This is a genomic window from Kluyvera ascorbata ATCC 33433 (assembly GCF_000735365.1).
GTDB classification, from domain to species: Bacteria; Pseudomonadota; Gammaproteobacteria; order Enterobacterales; family Enterobacteriaceae; genus Kluyvera; species Kluyvera ascorbata.
Genome location: NZ_JMPL01000091.1, coordinates 1 through 18337, shown reverse-complemented (window position 1 = coordinate 18337; position 18337 = coordinate 1). Strand labels below are relative to the sequence as shown.

The window sequence follows — 18337 nt, the reverse complement described above, 5'->3', positions numbered from 1 at the left end:
CAAATCATCAAAGAATTTCTTCACGCCGTCGAAAAAGCTTTTCGAACGCGGGCTGTTGTTCTCGCCGGTTGGACCGCCGAAGCTTTCCTGCAGATCTTTCAGCAGCTGTTTCTGCTTCTCATTCAGGCCGACCGGGGTTTCTACCACCACGCGGCAAAGCAGATCACCCTGCACGCCGCCGCGAACGGATTTCACGCCCTTGCCACGCATGCGGAACAGTTTACCGGTTTGCGTTTCGCCTGGAATTTTCAGCTTCACGCGACCGTCAAGCGTCGGTACTTCAATCTCGCCGCCCAGAGCAGCCATAGAGAAGTTGATCGGCACTTCGCAGTACAGGTTATTGCCTTCACGCTCAAAGATGGCGTGCTGCTTCACCTGGACCTGTACGTACAGGTCGCCTGCCGGTGCACCGTGCTCGCCCGCTTCGCCTTCGCCGGTCAGACGAATGCGATCGCCGGTATCCACGCCTGCCGGAATTTTAACGGACAGGGTTTTGGTCTTCTCGACGCGGCCGTGGCCGTGACATTTATTGCACGGATCTTTAATCAGCGTACCGCGGCCCTGACAGTGTGGACAGGTCTGCTGTACGGCGAAGAAGCCCTGACGCATCTGCACCTGACCGGAGCCGTGACAGGTTGGACAGGTTTGTGGCTGTGAGCCCGCTTTGGCGCCGCTGCCGTGGCAGATGTCGCACTCTTCCAGCGTCGGGATGCGGATCTCTTTGGTCACACCACGAACCGCTTCTTCCAGCGTCAGATCCATGTTGTAGCGCAGGTCTGCGCCACGGGACGCGCGCTGACGACCGCGACCGCCGCCAAAAATATCGCCGAATACGTCACCAAAGATATCGCTGAAGTCCGCGCCGCCGCCAAAACCACCGGCACCGCCGCCCATGCCGCCCTGTTCAAAGGCTGCATGACCGTACTGATCGTAGGCCGCACGTTTCTGCGCGTCGGTCAGGACTTCGTACGCTTCTTTGATCTCTTTAAACTTGGCTTCGGCCTCTTTATCACCCTGGTTGCGGTCCGGGTGGAATTTCATGGCCAGGCGCTTGTACGCCTTTTTGATTTCACGCTCTTCCGCTGTTTTGGAAACGCCCAAAATCTCGTAATAGTCTTGCTTTGCCATTGGTTTTTTTCAGCCCCTTAACATGCGAGCACGGGCGGAGAGGAAACCCTCTTCGCCCGTGCTGATTAATTACCCTGCATCAGGGCGATTATTTTTTGTCTTTCACTTCTTCGAACTCAGCGTCAACAACGTCGTCGTCTTTCGCATTGTTCGCGGAAGCGTCAGCGCCTGCGGCACCCGCCTGCTGCTGTGCGTGCTGCTGCTGAGCGATTTCCATCAGTTTCTGGGAAACCTGCGCCAGCGCCTGCATTTTCGCTTCGATGTCCGCTTTATCTTCGCCTTTCAGAGACGCTTCCAGTGCGGTCAGCGCAGACTCGATGGCAGTTTTGTCGTCAGCTGGCAGCTGTTCGCCTGCTTCTTCAACCTGCTTACGGGTGCTGTGCAGCAGATGGTCGCCCTGGTTACGGGTCTGAACCAGCTCTTCAAACTTACGGTCAGCTTCGGCGTTAGCTTCGGCTTCACGAACCATTTTCTGAATTTCTTCTTCATTCAGACCGGAAGAAGCCTTAATGGTGATCTTCTGCTCTTTACCGCTGTTTTTGTCTTTCGCGGAAACGTGCAGGATACCATCAGCATCGATATCGAAGGTGACTTCGATCTGCGGCATGCCGCGCGGTGCTGGGCTGATACCGTCCAGGTTGAACTGACCCAGTGATTTGTTATCGGATGCACGTTTACGCTCACCCTGAATCACGTGGATGGTTACCGCAGACTGGTTGTCTTCAGCGGTAGAGAACACCTGGCTGTGCTTAGTTGGGATGGTGGTGTTTTTGTTGATGAGCGCAGTCATCACACCGCCCATGGTTTCGATACCCAGAGACAGCGGGGTAACGTCCAGCAGCAGCACGTCTTTTACTTCACCGGTCAGAACGCCGCCCTGAACCGCTGCACCGATAGCAACAGCTTCGTCCGGGTTAACGTCTTTACGCGGTTCTTTACCGAAGAACTCAGCAACTTTCTTCTGCACCATTGGCATACGAGTCTGACCACCGACCAGGATAACGTCCTGGATATCGGATACGGACAGGCCAGCATCCTGCAGCGCAACTTTCAGCGGCTCGATGGAACGGTTAACCAGGTCTTCTACCAGGCTTTCCAGTTTCGCACGGGTCACTTTGATGTTCATGTGTTTAGGACCGGTCGCGTCTGCGGTGATGTACGGCAGGTTCACGTCGGTCTGCTGAGCGGAAGACAGTTCAATCTTCGCTTTCTCAGCGGCTTCTTTCAGGCGCTGCATCGCCAGCGGGTCGTTACGCAGGTCGATGCCCTGATCTTTCTTAAACTCGTCAACGAGGTAGTTGATCAAACGAGTATCGAAGTCTTCACCACCCAGGTGGGTATCACCGTTGGTTGCCAGAACTTCAAAGGTTTTTTCGCCATCAACTTCGTCGATTTCGATAACGGAAATATCGAAGGTACCACCACCGAGGTCGTATACCGCGATAGTACGGTTGCCGACTTCTTTATCCAGACCGTAAGCCAGTGCAGCGGCGGTTGGTTCGTTGATGATACGTTTGACTTCCAGACCTGCGATACGGCCAGCATCTTTAGTAGCCTGACGCTGAGCATCGTTGAAGTATGCAGGTACGGTGATAACAGCTTCAGTTACCGGCTCACCCAGGTAATCTTCAGCGGTTTTCTTCATTTTCTTCAGCACTTCAGCAGAGATCTGCGGTGGTGCAGTTTTGGTGCCTTTCACATCAAGCCATGCGTCGCCATTGTCTGCGGCAACAATTTTGTAAGGCATGATAGAAACGTCACGCTGAACTTCTTCGTCCTGGAAGCGGCGGCCGATCAGGCGTTTAATCGCAAACAGGGTGTTTTGCGGGTTTGTCACTGCCTGACGTTTAGCCGGCTGACCAACCAGAGTTTCACCATCCTGGGTATAAGCAATGATAGAAGGCGTGGTGCGGTCGCCTTCGGCGTTCTCCAGAACGCGAGCGGTAGTGCCATCCATAATCGCTACACAAGAGTTGGTAGTACCCAGGTCGATACCAATAATTTTACCCATCTAAACGTCTCCACTAAAAATTCAGTCAACATGTGGTTGTGAATCTGTAATAAGGGCGAAACCTTCGGTTTCAACTGCCCTGAATCGTTTTTTTTCAGACTCACTCACTGCGGTTGACTACAAGATGGGGTCGCAACGTCATCCATCAAGGGGCAGAAGTAAAATTTTTTCATTTAGTGCGGTTTTCGCCCGAGCGCATTTCCCGTTTTCGCATTCAAATCATTCAAGTTAGATATATAAAAACATCAATATATTCAGCGAATTATTGTCATAAGTTGAAATTATTAAGCGCAGAAAGCCATATCGGAGATGGATAAAATCCGTCTTTGCCTTTGATGTTGTCAAAGGGTCAATCCGGTAAGGAATAAAATGAAAACATTATTAAACGTCTCTGCGAGCCTGGCTTTCGGCCTGATGCTGGCCTCTTCCGCCTACGCGAACGATCATAAAACGCTGGGCGTCATTGCTTTACCCCGTAATGAAACCAACGATCTGACGCTCAAGCTGCCGGTTTGCCGTGTCGTCAAGCGCATCAAGCTGACCGTGGATCGCGGTGATGCCGAACTCAGCGGCGCATCCGTCTACTTCAAAGCCGCACGCAGCAGCAGCCAGAGCCTGAATGTGCCTTCCTCCCTGAAAGAAGGAAGCACGACCGATTGGATCAATATCAACAGCGATAACGACAATAAACGCTGCGTCGCCAAAATCACCTTTTCTGGGCATACCGTGAACTCTTCCGATATGGCCTCTTTAAAAATCATCGGCGACGACTAACCCCCCCTGCGAAGCGATAACCTCAATGAAAGTTTCATACCTGAATGACGAAGACCTCGTTTTTCTTCAGCACTGCAGTGAAGAGCAGTTGGCTAATCTTGCACAGCTGCTGACGCACAATGAAAAAGGTAAACGTCGCCTGTCCAGCACCCTGCTGCATAACGAACTCTATATGTCGATGGACGGGCATCCGGAGCAGCATCGTCGCAACTGGCAGCTGATTGCCGGTGAATTCCAGCACTTTGGCGGCGACAGTATCGCCAACCAAATTCGCGGTCACGGCAAGCTGTACCGCGAAATTCTGCGCGATGTGGCCAAACGCCTGGGCCTTAAAACCGACAAAGCCATGCCGACGCCAGCCATCGAAAAACTACTGCTGGAACAGTTTGTTCGCAACGCCTGGAAGCGCATGAACGATGAGCAGAAAGCACGTTTTCATGCTGCCGTTGAGCTAAAGGTCATGGAGCTCGAAGCTCTGCTTTCGCACCTTATCGACCATCATCGTCTGGATCACGGTATTGAACATCTGTTGGGTGAACAGCTGAGTCATATCCTGCACAAACATGCGGCCGTCAGCGTGATTGGTCACGGCCTGATGCGCGGCGCAGGTCTTGGCGGCCCGGTGGGTGCTGCGGTAAACGGCGTGAAGGCCGTCAGCGGAAGCGCTTATCGTGTCACGATTCCAGCGGTATTGCGTATCGCCTGCCTGCGTCGAGTTATTGCTAAAGCTGCTCTGCAACGCGCCGGTTAATCGACCTCTGCGGGAGAAAATATTTCATTTTCCCCCGTTCAGATCATAGACAGCCGGTTTGCCCATGATTATCATGCCGCGCCCCCGTATATGGGGAAAGAACTTCACCATTCAATGATGATTTGAGGAATTATGGGCAACACTAAGTTGGCTAACCCGGCACCGCTGGGCCTGATGGGCTTCGGCATGACCACCATTCTGTTAAACCTGCATAATGCGGGTTTCTTTGCTTTCGACGGTATTATTCTCGCAATGGGTATTTTTTACGGCGGTATCGCGCAGATTTTCGCGGGCCTGCTGGAATACAAAAAAGGGAATACTTTCGGTCTGACCGCATTCACCTCTTACGGCTCTTTCTGGCTGACGCTGGTTGCCATTCTGCTGCTGCCGAAGATGGGTCTGTCCGACGCGCCTAACGCGCAGTTCCTCGGCGCCTACCTGGGCCTGTGGGGCGTGTTCACGCTGTTCATGTTCTTCGGTACGCTGAAAGCCGCACGCATGCTGCAGTTCGTGTTCCTGAGCCTGACGGTTCTGTTCGCCCTGCTGGCAATTGGCAACATCAACGGCAACGAAGCGATTATCCACGTTGCTGGCTGGATTGGCCTGATCTGTGGCGCAAGCGCCATTTACCTGGCAATGGGTGAAGTGCTGAACGAGCAGTTCGGTCGCACCGTACTGCCGATTGGTGAAAAGCACTAATCCTCGCGTCATCCTGAAAAGCGCCGGTCTGTCCGGCGTTTTTTTTATCTGCAAACTACCGATCCTGGGGTTATCGTTTCCTCACTATTTGCGCTATTTTCAATAACTTCTAATGATAAAAAGGATTATTGATGATGCGCCTCGCCTCTGTTTCCCCCCTGATTCTGGCCAGTGGAGTCCTGCTGTCTGCTAGCGCCCATGCGCTGTCGACGCCTGAAGTCAGAAGCGTTGATTGGGACAAGGCAAACACCGTACGCGTCGGTGACAGCATCAATACCGTTTATCGCATTACGATGTCAGAGGGATCGCAAAATAATCTTTGGCTGAACGTTGATTGCCAGACCCAGACAAAAACGCTGCTGTATATGAATTTGCACACCCTGACCGGAAGTCATATCCGCGCCTACGCCGGTAACTCGTTCGCCCGCTATATTCCCAGTGTGCCTTTCGAGCCCGACGCCGATAGCCTGATGAGTACCGATCCGGCGCTGAACGTCTGCAAGCAGAACGTCGCAAAGCCTCGCTGGGTAGGGCTCGCCGCGGCGGATAAGCACGGCGACCAGCCGTTTATCGACCTCAGTAACAGTCATCGTCAGGACAATATGCTTAACCTGCGCATCGGCACGGATTACGCGCAGATCCATCGCGAAAAGCAATACGATGCCCCCTATGACTTTAAAATCAGCCAAATGCAGGTTAATTGTGATAACCAACAGGCACGCGTTGAGCGCACATTCTCGCTGAATTCCGCCGTCGTTACCGACAACGCTATCCCGGCAGAGACGGCTTTCTCGTCGCTCCCCTCTTCGCTTATCGCGCCGATGACAAAACTGTGCGCCTTACAGGATCTCAACCAGTTTACCGGCAGCGGCGCATTGGTTGCCCGACAGAAAACCGAGGCCGATGCCCCGCTGGCAATCCCCGATTTCGAGCACAACGATCCGAGCGTCTTAGCCCGCTACCCGCTGCCGGAAACGGTGAGCAAGACCGTGAAGGGGATATTGAATAACGGCAGTAATGCACCGACGTTTTCCCGCCTCACCTTTACGCCGGTGTGGCCAGGCGATGCCGATATCAACGGTAAGACTCGCATCGACAGGCTGCCAGACGGCAGCACCTTAATGCTCGACACGCTGGTGCTCAAAGGGGTGACCTTCTACAGCCAGTACCATCGGTTATTCAATATCGTCGACCTGAAGCAGTGGGATTCGATGAAAAACAGCCCGCTTATCGCCCAGAAGCTGGAAACCAACTTTAGCGCGATGCCGAAGGTAGGCCAGCCGTACCGCTGGCATGCCGTGCTGCGAGATGACGCCAACCCGGAGAACAGCAAATCCAAAAGCCAGGATTGTCGCGTAGAGGGCCCGTGGCGCGATGCCTCAACGCTGAACGAGGCCTTCAAGGGACGTTATATTGAGCTTATCTGCACCGATGATCGAGGCGATGGCAGAGCCATGAGCAGCGATTACGCCTGGCTGGAAGATTTGCGTGTCTTTATTCGTATCGGCTATCAGGAGGCGGGGCAGAAAAAACGGTTTACGTTTAAAGACGTGACAATTATTCGCTAGCGCACGCGACGCCGGCGTTGGCGTCGCGTGACCCCGGCGTTGGTTTACGCCTCGGCCGGGCTACGGCTTGCAGCAGGAATCTCTTTACGCAGCCAGATGCCAAGCCCAAGACCCATCAACGACAACGCCAGTACGTACCAGGCCGGAGCCATCGGCGATACGCCCATCAGCATGGTGACGGCAATCGGCGTCAGGCCACCGAAGATGGCGTAGGAGACGTTGTAGGAGAAGGAAATCCCGGTAAAACGCACTTCCGCCGGGAAGGCGCGCACCATCACGTACGGTACCGCCCCGACCACGCCCACGCAAAGCCCAACCAGCCCGTAGAGCAGGAACAGCTGTTCAGGATGCGTTCCCGCAAGATGATAGAAGAACCAGCTTGAGCAGGCGAGCAGGATGCTGCCAACGATAAAGGTTTTGCTGGCTCCGACGCGGTCAACAATCAACCCTGCCAGCATGCAGCCAACGCAGAGCATAATCGTCGCCACGCTATTGGCCTGTAAGGTCAGCGCGGGGGCAAAACCATACTGCTTTTGCAGCCAGACCGGCGACATCAGAATAACCACCACGATGCCCGCCGACAGCAGCCAGGTCAGCAGCATCGAGACCACCACAGCCTGCTTGTGCTTGAGGACAACGGATTTAATCGGCAGCTCTTGCGCCAGCGCTTTACGCTGCTGCATCTCAAGGAAGATAGGCGTTTCCTGCAACCAGCGGCGCAGGTACATCGCCACCAGGCCGAAAATACCGCCCAGCAGGAACGGAATACGCCAGCCGCCGTCATGAATGGCCTGCGCGGAGAGCTGGGTGTTAATCAGCGTTGCCACCACCGAGCCCAGCAGGATCCCGACCGTCAGCCCGGCCGTCAGCGTGCCACAGGCAATACCGATGCGACGTGCGGGCACATGTTCTGCGACAAATACCCACGCCCCCGGCACTTCCCCACCGATTGCCGCGCCCTGCAAAATACGCATCAACAGCAGCAGCAGCGGTGCGGCCAGCCCTGCGGTGGCAAAGGTTGGCAGCAGGCCAATCGCCAGCGTCGGCACCGCCATCAGCAAAATGCTAAGGGTAAACATCTTTTTGCGCCCGACCAGATCGCCGAAATGCGCCATGATGATGCCACCCAGCGGGCGAGCCAGGTAGCCTGCGGCAAAGATGCCAAAAGTCTGCACCTGGCGCAGCCACTCAGGGATGTCGGCTGGGAAGAAAAGCTCTCCAACGACGGCGGCGAAGAAGACGAAAATGATGAAATCATAAAACTCCAGCGCGCCACCTAAGGCCGCCAGCGTCAGCGTTTTATAATCTTGTCGATTCAGAGGTCGCGTGTAATGTGACATAACAAACCATTCGCAAAGTGAAGCTGTTGATATAAGTTTACGATTTGTGTAAAGCAAAAATGACTATACCGTAAACCCTATCGCACTCCAGAGGAATGATAGGTTATGTCAGAAAAGCATCACATTCAGGATAAAGTCTCGCGTCGTGCGCTCTTAGGGCGAAATGCTGCTACGACATCGCTGTTCGTCTCAATATAAGGCCCTTCCAGCAACTGTACACAATACGGTACACTTGCAAAGATACCGTTCACCAGCACCTTACCGTCAGCGTCTTTCACCCCTTCCAGCGTCTCCTGAATCGCTTTTGGCTGGCCCGGCAGGTTGAGGATCAGCGCCTGCTTGCGAATCACGCCTACCTGACGGGAAAGAATCGCGGTTGGAACAAAGTGCAGGCTCACCTGGCGCATCTGCTCACCAAAGCCCGGCATCACGCGGTCGGCAATCGCCAGCGTCGCGTCAGGGGTAACATCGCGCCGCGCCGGGCCAGTACCGCCGGTGGTCAGCACCAGATGGCAGCTCATCTCATCCACCAGCTCACACAGGGTTTGCTCAATGATGGTTTGCTCATCAGGGATCAGGCGAGTTTCCACTTTAAAAGGGGTCGTCAGCGCGGACGCCAGCCACTCTTCCAGTGCTGGAATGCCTTTGTCCTGATAAACGCCGCTGGAAGCGCGGTCAGAGATAGAAACTAAGCCAATGCGTAAAGTGTTCATGATTATTCCGTTAAAACCGTAGCGTTAAGCAGAATAATACACGCGAATGGGTGGCAATACTAAGACCCCAAACGGGTTATCCGTCAGCGCGACCTCACACTATTTCTCGACAAACTTGCCGGGTTATTAACCCGAAACCACATCAGCGGACAACAGGTCATTGCGCTGGTAAACTACATGCTTCAGGCGGGAGAAGCACAGGATGCCCGCACATTGCTGTACGAAATGGCGCAACACGCACCACAGTATGGAGACGAACTCATGACATTAGCAGAGCAGCTAAAGCAGGAAGGACGCATCGAAGGGATACAACAGGGTCTACAGCAAAGTATCCAGACCGGAGAGCGCGAAACGTCACGTAAAATTGCGCGGGCAATGCTCGAAAAAGGGATTCCAGCGGCCGATATTATCGACATGACCGGCGTAAGCGCAGAAGAACTCACCGCCCTTCAACACTAATAAAAAAACAGCCCGCTCTCTTTAGAGAAGCGGGCTGTTGTCAGACAGACAGGCTGAATTACAGCAGGTCGCCGATCATTTTTTCCAGTTTTTCCTGGTCGATTGCAAACTTACGGATACCTTCCGCCAGTTTATCTACCGCCATCGGATCCTGGTTGTGCTGCCACAGGAACTCGGACTCAGTGATGCGGCTTGGGCGCGCTTTCACTTCGCCGGTGTAGGAGAGTTTACGCTCCAGAGCACCTTCGCTTTCTGCCAGCTCTTTGAGCAGCGCAGGAGCGATGGTCAGGCGGTCACAGCCAGCCAGTTCCAGGATCTCGCCGATGTTACGGAAGCTTGCGCCCATAACGACGGTTTCGTAACCGTGCTGTTTGTAGTACTGGTAGATTTCGCTAACGGAAACCACGCCTGGATCTTCCGCTGGTGCGTACTCTTTCTTATCGGTATTGGCTTTGTACCAATCCAGAATACGGCCCACGAACGGGGAGATCAGGAACACGCCAGCTTCAGCACAAGCACGAGCCTGAGCGAAGGAGAACAGCAGCGTCAGGTTACAGTTGATGCCTTCTTTTTCCAGCTGCTCCGCCGCGCGGATACCCTGCCAGGTAGAAGCCAGTTTGATCAGGATACGATCGTTGCTGATACCAGCATCGTTATACATCTTGATCAGACGTTTCGCTTTCGCGATGGACGCATCGGTGTCGTAAGAAAGACGCGCATCAACTTCAGTAGAGATACGGCCCGGGACCAGTTTCAGAATTTCCAGACCGATATTTACGGCCAGTTTGTCCGTTGCATCTACAACCTGCTGAGCACGGTCGCTGCTCTGGCTACGCGCCCACTCAACCGCATCGTCAATCAGTTTGCGGTATTCAGGGATCTGTGCGGCGCCCAGAATCAGGGAAGGGTTGGTTGTCGCATCCTGAGGCTGATACAGCTTCATTGCTGCGATGTCTCCGGTGTCAGCCACTACGGTTGTGTACTGACGCAGAGATGTCAATTTATCCGTCATGATAGTGTTTCTCTTTAAACAGCTGTTAGGGGGATGTAACCGGTCTGCCTCGATAATATCACGCCCCGACCTCAGCGCAACCGCCGACATCACCAGACCGCAGAGTATGATAAACTGAAGCATCAAACTTTACGGGTTGAGATTCTTCGCCCAAAAATTGGTAACGCTTACATTGGCTGAATCGAATCGTGCGAAGGAACGTGTTCTTCCCGTAAACAGCCACCAATTTCGGCATAGACAAGAGGACGTTTAATGCCTGATTTCCTGTCTTTTATTAGCGAGATACTGTGGGGGTCGGTAATGATTTACCTGCTCCTCGGGTGCGGCATCTGGTTCACCTGGAGAACCGGCTACATCCAGTTTCGCTACATCCGTCAGTTTAGCAAAAGTCTGAAAAGAAGCCTGACACCGCGCGCAGGTGGACTCACCTCTTTCCAGGTACTCTGTATCAGTCTCGCGGCTCGTGTCGGCAGCGGCAACCTGGCAGGCGTCGCGCTGGCGATAACCGTTGGCGGCTCCGGCGCAGTGTTCTGGATGTGGATTGCGGCCATCATCGGTATGGCCAGCAGCTTTGCGGAGTGCTCGCTTGCCCAGCTCTACAAAGAGCGCGATGACAAAGGTCAGTTTCGCGGCGGCCCAGCGTGGTATATGTCTCGAGGGCTGGGAATGCGCTGGATGGGTGTGCTCTTCTCGCTCCTCCTGCTGGCGGCCTATGGGTTAATATTTAATACCGTCCAGGCCAACTCCACGGCGCATGCGCTGCAGTATGCTTTCAACGTGTCCGGCGGCGTGACCGGCGTTGTCATGGCGCTTCTCACGTTGCTGGTGATTATGCGTGGCCTGAAAGGGGTTGCACGGCTGAGCCAGTGGCTGGTGCCCTTTATGGCGACTCTGTGGGTGCTGACGAGCCTGCTGATTACCCTGTGGCACATTGTTGAGCTACCTTCCATTATCAATCTGATTATCCGCAGCGCTTTTGGCTGGCAGGAAGCAGCGGCTGGCGCGGCTGGCTACACCGTGAGCCAGGCCATCACCAGCGGCTTTCAGCGCAGCATGTTCTCTAACGAAGCCGGTATGGGCTCAACGCCGAATGCCGCCGCAGCCGCCGCATCATTTCCACCTCATCCGGCGGCACAAGGGATTGTGCAGATGATTGGCGTGCTGATTGATACCATCGTTATCTGTAGCGCCAGCGCCATGGTGGTCCTGCTGGCCGGTCATGGCACCAAAACCACCAGCTATGACGGTATTCAGCTCATCCAGCACGCCATGAGCGTGCTAGTTGGCGAATGGGGTGCCAGCTTTGTCGCCGTGGTGATGATGTTGTTCGCCTTTACTTCCATCGTGGCAAACTACATCTACGCCGAGAACAACCTGATCTTTTTACGCTGGGATAAACCATGGGCAATCTGGCTGCTGCGCATCGCAACGCTATCGATGGTGGTGTTGGGCAGCCTGCTGAGTCTGCCGGTGGTCTGGCAAATGGCGGATGTGATTATGGCGCTGATGGCCATCACCAACCTGACGGCGATTCTGTTGCTCTCACCGGTGGTGCGCATTATCGCGCTGGACTATCTACGCCAGCGTAAGCTCGGCGTCACGCCGATATTTGACCCCGATTATTACCCGGAAATCGCTCAGCAGCTGGCACCGGAGAGTTGGGATCAACCCCCGCGCCAATGACAGCAATCGATCGCTTTGCGCCGTTTTTTTGTTAAAGTTGAGTGAAATTTTCTGCAAGGACTGGATATGCTGATTCTGATTTCCCCGGCCAAAACGCTCGATTACCAAAGCGAGCTGACCACCAAACGCTTTACCCAGCCCGCGCTGCTGGAGCACTCCCAGCAGCTTATCCGCGAAGCGCGTAAGCTCTCCGCACCGCAGATAAAGGCGCTGATGGGCATTAGCGACAAACTCGCTGACCTCAACGCGACGCGCTTCCACGATTGGCATCCGGACTTCACGCCCGATAACGCGCGTCAGGCCATTCTGGCGTTTAAGGGCGATGTCTATACCGGGCTGCAGGCGGAAACCTTCAGCGAGGCGGACTTCGATTTTGCGCAGCAGCACCTGCGGATGCTCTCAGGCCTGTACGGCGTACTGCGCCCGCTGGATCTGATGCAGCCTTATCGTCTGGAAATGGGCATTCGCCTCGAAAACCCACGCGGCAAAGATCTCTACCAGTTCTGGGGCGATGAAATCACCAACACGCTGAACGCGGCACTGGAAGCACAGGGCGACGACGTGGTGATTAATCTGGCCTCGGACGAATACTTCCGCTCGGTGAAACCGAAGGCGCTTGCAGGCCGCATTATTAAGCCGGTATTCCTCGACGAGAAGAATGGCAAATTCAAGGTCATCAGCTTCTACGCCAAAAAAGCGCGCGGGCTGATGAGCCGATACATCATTGAAAACCGTCTTAGCAAGCCGGAGCAGCTGACCGGGTTCGATAGCGAAGGGTATTTCTTCGATGCGGAAAACTCGAGCGCCGAAGAACTGGTCTTCAAACGCCACGAACAGTAATCAAGTAGCCCGGCCAAGCGTAGCGACGCCGGGACTGCTGCGATATAAAAAAACCCGGCGTTGCTTCGCTCGGCCGGGCTACAGGTTAGTGATGGTTATTCTGCGGTGGCGGGCGATGATCGTCCCCGTGACCGCGATCGTCGCCATGCCCACGATCGTTGTGATCCCAACCGTCATGGCGATCGCCGTGATGATCGTCGTGACCGCGGTTATCATAGTGTGGCGGCGGTGGCGTGTGAGCATGCCAGCGGTTGTCGCGCCATTCATAGTGATCCTTCCACCAGCTATGGTCACGCCAGTGTCCGCCATCCCAATAGTTGCCGTGATTATCCTGGTCGCCAATTTGCAGCGTCACAGCAGGCAGCAGCGTAATCTCTGCGGCCTGTGTCATAACCGGAGCTGCCAATAGCATTGCCAGTGCTAACATCGCAGGTTTTAACATAGGTAACTCCTTTATTCATCATTCGCCAATATGGCTAATGAATAAAGATTACTGTGGTAAATACCAGCTTGTTATTCTCCGCAATCCTATATTCTGAACGCCCGCATTTATTGGGAATTTCTCCTTTTTCCCTACCACATCTCTGCATAATTTCTCCCTATTTCCCCCTTCGCTTAGAAAGGGGAAACGGAGACATTACGCCTTGCTCATCATCAGCTTACGCAATTCTGCATAGTCAGCCGGCAGATTATGCGATAACAGCGGCAGGTCGGCGCGGTCCGCCAGCGCTTTTGGCAGCGGCAGCGTTTCACCCAGAATCTCTTCAACGCTCTCTTTAAACTTCGCCGGATGCGCGGTGCCAAGGAACAGGCCGTACTCGCCAGGCTGTAGCTGGTCACGCAGTGCGCGATAGGCGATGGCCGCATGCGGCTCAGAGGTGTAGCCCAGCCCCTGCAATTCGCGCATGGTCGCTTTGGTGGTTTCATCATCTACCGCCGCATAGCCCAGCTCGTTCAGACGCCAGATTTTGCGACGGAAGAGCTCTTCTACGCGCGGCCAGTTGTTCGGTTGGCTCACGTCCATGGCGTTCGACAGCGTGGCCTGAGTGGCCTTCGGTGCCCATTTGCCGTCCTGCAGGAAGCGTGGCACGGTGTCGTTGGCGTTGGTCGCCGCAATAAAGCGCTTCACCGGCAGGCCCAGCGACTTTGCCAGCAGGCCTGCGGTAAGGTCACCAAAGTTGCCGCTTGGAACGGAAACCACCAGCTGGTTGCGCGCTTCCTGCGGCAGCTGCGCCACCGCTTCGAAGTAGTAACAAATCTGCGCCAGTAGACGGCTGATGTTGATGGAGTTGGCGGAGTTCAGACCCAGCGCGGCTTTCAGCTCTTCGTCATCGAAGGCCTGTTTAACCAGTGCCTGACAGGCATCGAAGTCACCGTCAATGGCGACGGTTTCAATGTTGCCACCCAGGGTACAGAACAGTTTTTCCTGCAATGGGCTGATTTTGCCGCGCGGATACAGGATAACCACTTTAACGTTCGGCAAGCCGTAGAAAGCGTGTGCCACGGCCGCGCCGGTATCACCTGAGGTGGCGGTCAGGATGGTCACCGGCTTGTCGCCCGCGATAAGGGTCAACATCTGCGCCATAAAGCGGCCGCCGAAGTCTTTAAACGCCAGAGTCGGACCGTGGAACAGCTCCAGGCAGCCTACGTCTTCCTGTACCTGGTTTACAGGTGCCGGGAAGGTGAACGCTTTCCCGATACGCGCAGCCAGCTCGGCCTGTGGGATTTCATCGCCGATGAACGCGGAGAGGATCTTCGCGCTACGGGTGACGAAGTCCTGGGTCAGCAGGTCATCAATGTCGGTCAGGTTGAATTCCGGCAGATCATGCGGGAAGAACAGCCCCTGGTGTTTGCCAAGCCCTTGAGTCACAGCCTGCGCAAAGCTGACCTGCTCATTGTGATCTTTTAAGTTATAGAGTTTCATCGGTTATCCCACTACTCGTGCGCCCGCTGTGTCCAGCCGGCAAATATGAACGAAGCCTTCTTGATTCTGCAGATAATGCTGACCGAGCCAGTCCGCCACGCGCTGCGCCGTCTCGGTTTTATCGCACAGGGCAAACAGCGTTGGCCCGGAACCGGAGATACCGCAGGAAATAGCGCCAATACCGGCAACCGCCTGACGCGCTTCGTTAAAGCCCGGCAGCAGTTTGGTACGGTACGGCTCAGCAATCACGTCTTTCATCAGTTTCGCCGCCAGTTGAGGCTGACGGGAGTAGCAGGCGTGAATAAAGCCTGCCAGATGGCGGCCATGCGCAATACAGTCCTGACGACGATACTGAGCAGGCAAAATGGCCCGCGCTTCCGCCGTCGAGACTTTAATACCCGGATAGGCCAACACCCAAAGCCAATCATCGAAGCACGGTACCTGCTGGCTGATGATGTCGTTCTCTTCAATCATCAGTTGCATACCGCCCAGATAGCACGGTGCAACGTTATCGTAGTGCACGCTGCCGGAGATACGCCCTTCCAGCTCGCCCATCAGCGCCAGCATGCGGGTTTCATCCAGCGGCTTACCGCAGAATTCGTTCATCGCCACCAGCGCGGCGACCACGGAACAGGCGCTGGAACCCAGACCCGAGCCGATCGGCATATTTTTTTCCAGCGTCATCGCCACCGGCACGCTCTTGCCAATTTCCTGGCAGTAGCGTTCCCAGCATTGATAGACGATGTTTTCATGCGGGTCGCTCGGCAGTTTATCCGCAAAGCGCCCCAGATTTTGCAGGCTGAAGCGGTCTGCCGCCTCAACCGATACGTTATCGCCCAGCAGACTGCCGTCAATCGGCGTCACAGCGGCACCCAGTACATCAAACCCGACGCTCATATTGGCACTGGAAGCCGGGGCATAAACCTTAACCATGTTAAACTCCTAACTTCCATGACAGCGTACGCAGAAGGTCAGCAAATACCCCTGCTGCCGTCACATCGTTGCCTGCGCCATAGCCGCGCAGCACCAGCGGAAGCGGTTGATAGTAGCGGCTGTAGAACGCCAGCGCGTTCTCGCCATTTTTGATTTTATACAGCGGGTCGTTGCCGTCTACGGCGGCCACTTTCACCCGGCAAACGCCGTCTTCTTCGATGTTGCCAACATAGCGCAGCACTTTGCCTTCATCACGCGCTTTCGCCACGCGAGCGGAATATTCATCGTCCAGCTGCGGCAGACGCGCCATAAAGCTTTCGGCATCGCCCGAAGCATCAAAGCTCTCTGGCAGTACGGATTCAACCACAATATCACTGAGTTCAAGATGACGCCCAGTTTCACGCGCCAGAATCAGCAGCTTGCGTGCCACGTCCATCCCGGACAGATCGTCACGTGGGTCCGGTTCGGTATAACCCATTCCGCGCGCCATCGCTGTGGCTTCGGACAGACTCATGCCTTCATCCAGCTTGCCGAAAATAAACGACAGTGAACCAGAAAGGATCCCGGAGAAGTGCTGCAGTTCGTCACCCGCGTTCAGCAGGTTTTGCAGGTTTTCAATGACCGGCAGGCCTGCACCGACGTTGGTGTCGTAGAGGAATTTACGGCGTGAAAGCCCGGCAGCATGACGCAGCTGATGGTAGTAATCCATCGACGAGGTGTTGGCCTTTTTATTCGGCGTCACCACGTGGAACCCTTCGCGCAGGAAGTCAGCGTATTGATCCGCCACCGCCTGGCTTGAGGTACAGTCGACAATAACCGGGTTCAGCAGGTGATACTCTTTCACCAGGCGAATCAGACGGCCAAGGTTGAACGGCTCTTTGGCTTCCGCCAGCTCGGCTTCCCAGTTTTCAAGATTCAGGCCATGTACGCTGGTGAGCAGTGCACGGGAGTTCGCCACGCCGCACACGCGCAGGTCGATATGTTTTTTCTTCAGCCACGCCTGCTGGCGTTTGATCTGCTCCAGCAGCGCGCCACCGACGCCACCCACGCCCACCAGGAACACTTCAATCACCTGGTCGGTGTTAAACAGCATCTGATGAGTCACGCGCACGCCGGTGGTCGCATCGTCGTTATTCACCACAACCGAGATAGAACGCTCGGACGAGCCCTGAGCAATCGCTACGATATTGATATTGGCGCGAGCCAGTGCGGCAAAGAATTTTGCCGAGATGCCGCGCAGCGTACGCATACCGTCGCCGACGACGGAGATGATCGCCAAACGCTCCATGATGGCCAGCGGTTCCAGCAGCTCTTCTTTCAGCTCCAGATAGAACTCATCTTCCATCGCCTTCTTCGCCCGCGCGCAGTCGCTCTGCGGCACGCAGAAGCTGATGCTGTATTCGGAAGAAGATTGGGTAATCAGCACCACCGAGATCCCCGCGCGAGACATGGTCGCAAACACGCGCGCCGCCATGCCAACCATGCCCTTCATGCCAGGACCAGAGACGTTAAACATCGCCATGTTATTGAGGTTAGAGATCCCCTTCACTGGCAATGAATCATCGTCGCTGCTGGCGCCGATAAGCGTACCGGGTGCTTGAGGATTACCGGTATTTTTAATCAGGCAAGGGATCTGGAACTGGGCGATAGGGGCAATGGTGCGAGGGTGAAGAACTTTGGCGCCGAAGTAGGAAAGCTCCATCGCTTCCTGATAAGACATGCTCTTCAGTAAACGCGCGTCCGGTACCTGGCGCGGGTCACAGGTGTAGACACCGTCGACGTCGGTCCAGATTTCACAACAGTCGGCACGCAAACAGGCGGCCAGCACGGCAGCGGAGTAGTCGGAGCCGTTACGCCCCAGCACCACCAGTTCGCCCTTCTCGTTGCCGGCGGTAAAGCCTGCCATCAGCACCATGTGATCGGATGGGATCTGGCTTGCCACGATACGACGGGTAGATTCAGTAATATCGACAGTAGATTCAAGGTAGTGGCCAACGGCCAGCAGTTTTTCGACCGGATTAATCACGGTCACCTTATGGCCGCGGGCACTCAGCAGGCCAGCCATGATAGCAATCGACAGCTTTTCACCGCGGCAGATAAGCCCCGCGTTGACGCTGTCCGGGCACTGCCCCAGCAGGCTGATGCCATGCAGGATGTGCTTAATCTGGGAGAACTCCAGCTCAACGGCAGCTTTCAGGTCGGCGAGCGGAAAACCGGGCTGGGCATTAGCGAGTCCCTGAAGCAGTTCAGCAAAGATTCGTTCGGCATCGGCGATATTGGTCAGCGCATCCTGGCCACCAATGGTTTTTTCAATCATCGCCACGAGGTGGTTGGTGATTTTTGCCGGGGCAGAGAGCACGGTTGCTACCTGCCCCTGCCTGGCGTTGCTTTCCAGGATATCGGCAACGCGCAGGAATCGCTCCGCATTTGCCACTGATGTACCGCCGAACTTCAAGACTCGCATGGTTTTACCCCTTGATCACTAGTCGAAAAAAAAGCCGC

The 18337-nt window shown here is 55.1% G+C and carries 16 protein-coding genes; 7 read left to right on the top strand and 9 right to left on the bottom strand.

Annotation, left to right across the window (positions count from 1 at the left end; all coding sequences use genetic code 11):
* Positions 1-1128, bottom strand: a 1128-nt coding sequence (gene dnaJ, locus GKAS_RS17665) for a molecular chaperone DnaJ (RefSeq protein WP_035896221.1), incomplete at its 3' end; no start/stop codon positions are given.
* 88 nt (positions 1129-1216) lie between these two features.
* Positions 1217-3139: a molecular chaperone DnaK gene (gene dnaK, locus GKAS_RS17660; protein WP_035896220.1), complete on the bottom strand. Its 1923-nt coding sequence runs from the start codon at positions 3137-3139 to the stop codon at positions 1217-1219.
* 369 nt (positions 3140-3508) lie between these two features.
* On the opposite strand from dnaK, the gene GKAS_RS17655 reads away from it, so the two are divergent.
* From GKAS_RS17655 to GKAS_RS17640, 4 genes are all read left to right on the top strand, one after another.
* Positions 3509-3913, top strand: coding sequence for a DUF2541 family protein (locus GKAS_RS17655; RefSeq protein WP_035896219.1), 405 nt, complete (start codon positions 3509-3511; stop codon positions 3911-3913).
* A gap of 25 nt (positions 3914-3938) precedes the next feature.
* A complete protein-coding gene (gene msyB, locus GKAS_RS17650) occupies positions 3939-4664 on the top strand; it encodes an acidic protein MsyB (protein WP_035896218.1) in 726 nt (241 codons plus the stop codon).
* 132 nt (positions 4665-4796) lie between these two features.
* Positions 4797-5363, top strand: a complete 567-nt coding sequence (gene satP / locus GKAS_RS17645; RefSeq protein ID WP_035896217.1) for an acetate uptake transporter — start codon at positions 4797-4799, stop codon at positions 5361-5363.
* A gap of 131 nt (positions 5364-5494) precedes the next feature.
* Positions 5495-6931: a hypothetical protein gene (locus GKAS_RS17640; protein ID WP_035896215.1), complete on the top strand. Its 1437-nt coding sequence runs from the start codon at positions 5495-5497 to the stop codon at positions 6929-6931.
* A gap of 44 nt (positions 6932-6975) precedes the next feature.
* Here the strand turns inward: GKAS_RS17640 and GKAS_RS17635 are convergent, their stop codons facing one another.
* Positions 6976-8271, bottom strand: coding sequence for an MFS transporter (locus GKAS_RS17635; protein WP_035896214.1), 1296 nt, complete (start codon positions 8269-8271; stop codon positions 6976-6978).
* Positions 8272-8396: 125 nt separating this feature from the next.
* Entirely contained in the window at positions 8397-8984 is a 588-nt protein-coding gene (gene mog / locus GKAS_RS17630; RefSeq protein WP_035896213.1) for a molybdopterin adenylyltransferase, read from the bottom strand.
* A gap of 78 nt (positions 8985-9062) precedes the next feature.
* Between mog and GKAS_RS17625 the strand changes: the two genes are divergently transcribed.
* On the top strand, positions 9063-9443 hold the full coding sequence (locus tag GKAS_RS17625) for an Rpn family recombination-promoting nuclease/putative transposase (RefSeq protein WP_081918574.1): 381 nt from the start codon (positions 9063-9065) through the stop codon (positions 9441-9443).
* Positions 9444-9501: 58 nt separating this feature from the next.
* On the opposite strand, the gene tal is transcribed toward GKAS_RS17625, so the two are convergent.
* Complete coding sequence (gene tal / locus GKAS_RS17620) at positions 9502-10455, bottom strand: transaldolase (RefSeq protein ID WP_035896212.1); 954 nt, start codon at positions 10453-10455, stop codon at positions 9502-9504.
* Positions 10456-10707: 252 nt separating this feature from the next.
* Here tal and GKAS_RS17615 point away from each other — a divergent pair, with 252 nt between their 5' ends.
* Together GKAS_RS17615 and yaaA are read left to right on the top strand one after the other, a co-directional pair.
* Positions 10708-12138, top strand: a complete 1431-nt coding sequence (locus GKAS_RS17615) for an alanine/glycine:cation symporter family protein (protein WP_035896210.1) — start codon at positions 10708-10710, stop codon at positions 12136-12138.
* A gap of 66 nt (positions 12139-12204) precedes the next feature.
* Positions 12205-12978 (top strand): peroxide stress protein YaaA, encoded by a 774-nt coding sequence (gene yaaA / locus GKAS_RS17610; protein WP_035896209.1) that lies wholly within the window; start codon positions 12205-12207, stop codon positions 12976-12978.
* Between the two features lie 85 nt (positions 12979-13063).
* On the opposite strand, the gene GKAS_RS17605 is transcribed toward yaaA, so the two are convergent.
* The 4 genes from GKAS_RS17605 to thrA form a co-directional block, all read right to left on the bottom strand.
* The gene (locus GKAS_RS17605) at positions 13064-13420 is read right to left on the bottom strand and encodes a DUF2502 domain-containing protein (RefSeq protein WP_035896208.1); all 357 of its coding nucleotides are present in this window, start codon (positions 13418-13420) and stop codon (positions 13064-13066) included.
* A 195-nt stretch (positions 13421-13615) separates the two neighbouring features.
* Positions 13616-14902, bottom strand: coding sequence for a threonine synthase (gene thrC, locus GKAS_RS17600; RefSeq protein ID WP_035896206.1), 1287 nt, complete (start codon positions 14900-14902; stop codon positions 13616-13618).
* A 3-nt stretch (positions 14903-14905) separates the two neighbouring features.
* Complete coding sequence (gene thrB, locus GKAS_RS17595) at positions 14906-15835, bottom strand: homoserine kinase (protein ID WP_035896205.1); 930 nt, start codon at positions 15833-15835, stop codon at positions 14906-14908.
* Position 15836: 1 nt separating this feature from the next.
* Positions 15837-18299 (bottom strand): bifunctional aspartate kinase/homoserine dehydrogenase I, encoded by a 2463-nt coding sequence (gene thrA, locus GKAS_RS17590; protein ID WP_035896203.1) that lies wholly within the window; start codon positions 18297-18299, stop codon positions 15837-15839.
* Positions 18300-18337: the final 38 nt, after the last annotated feature.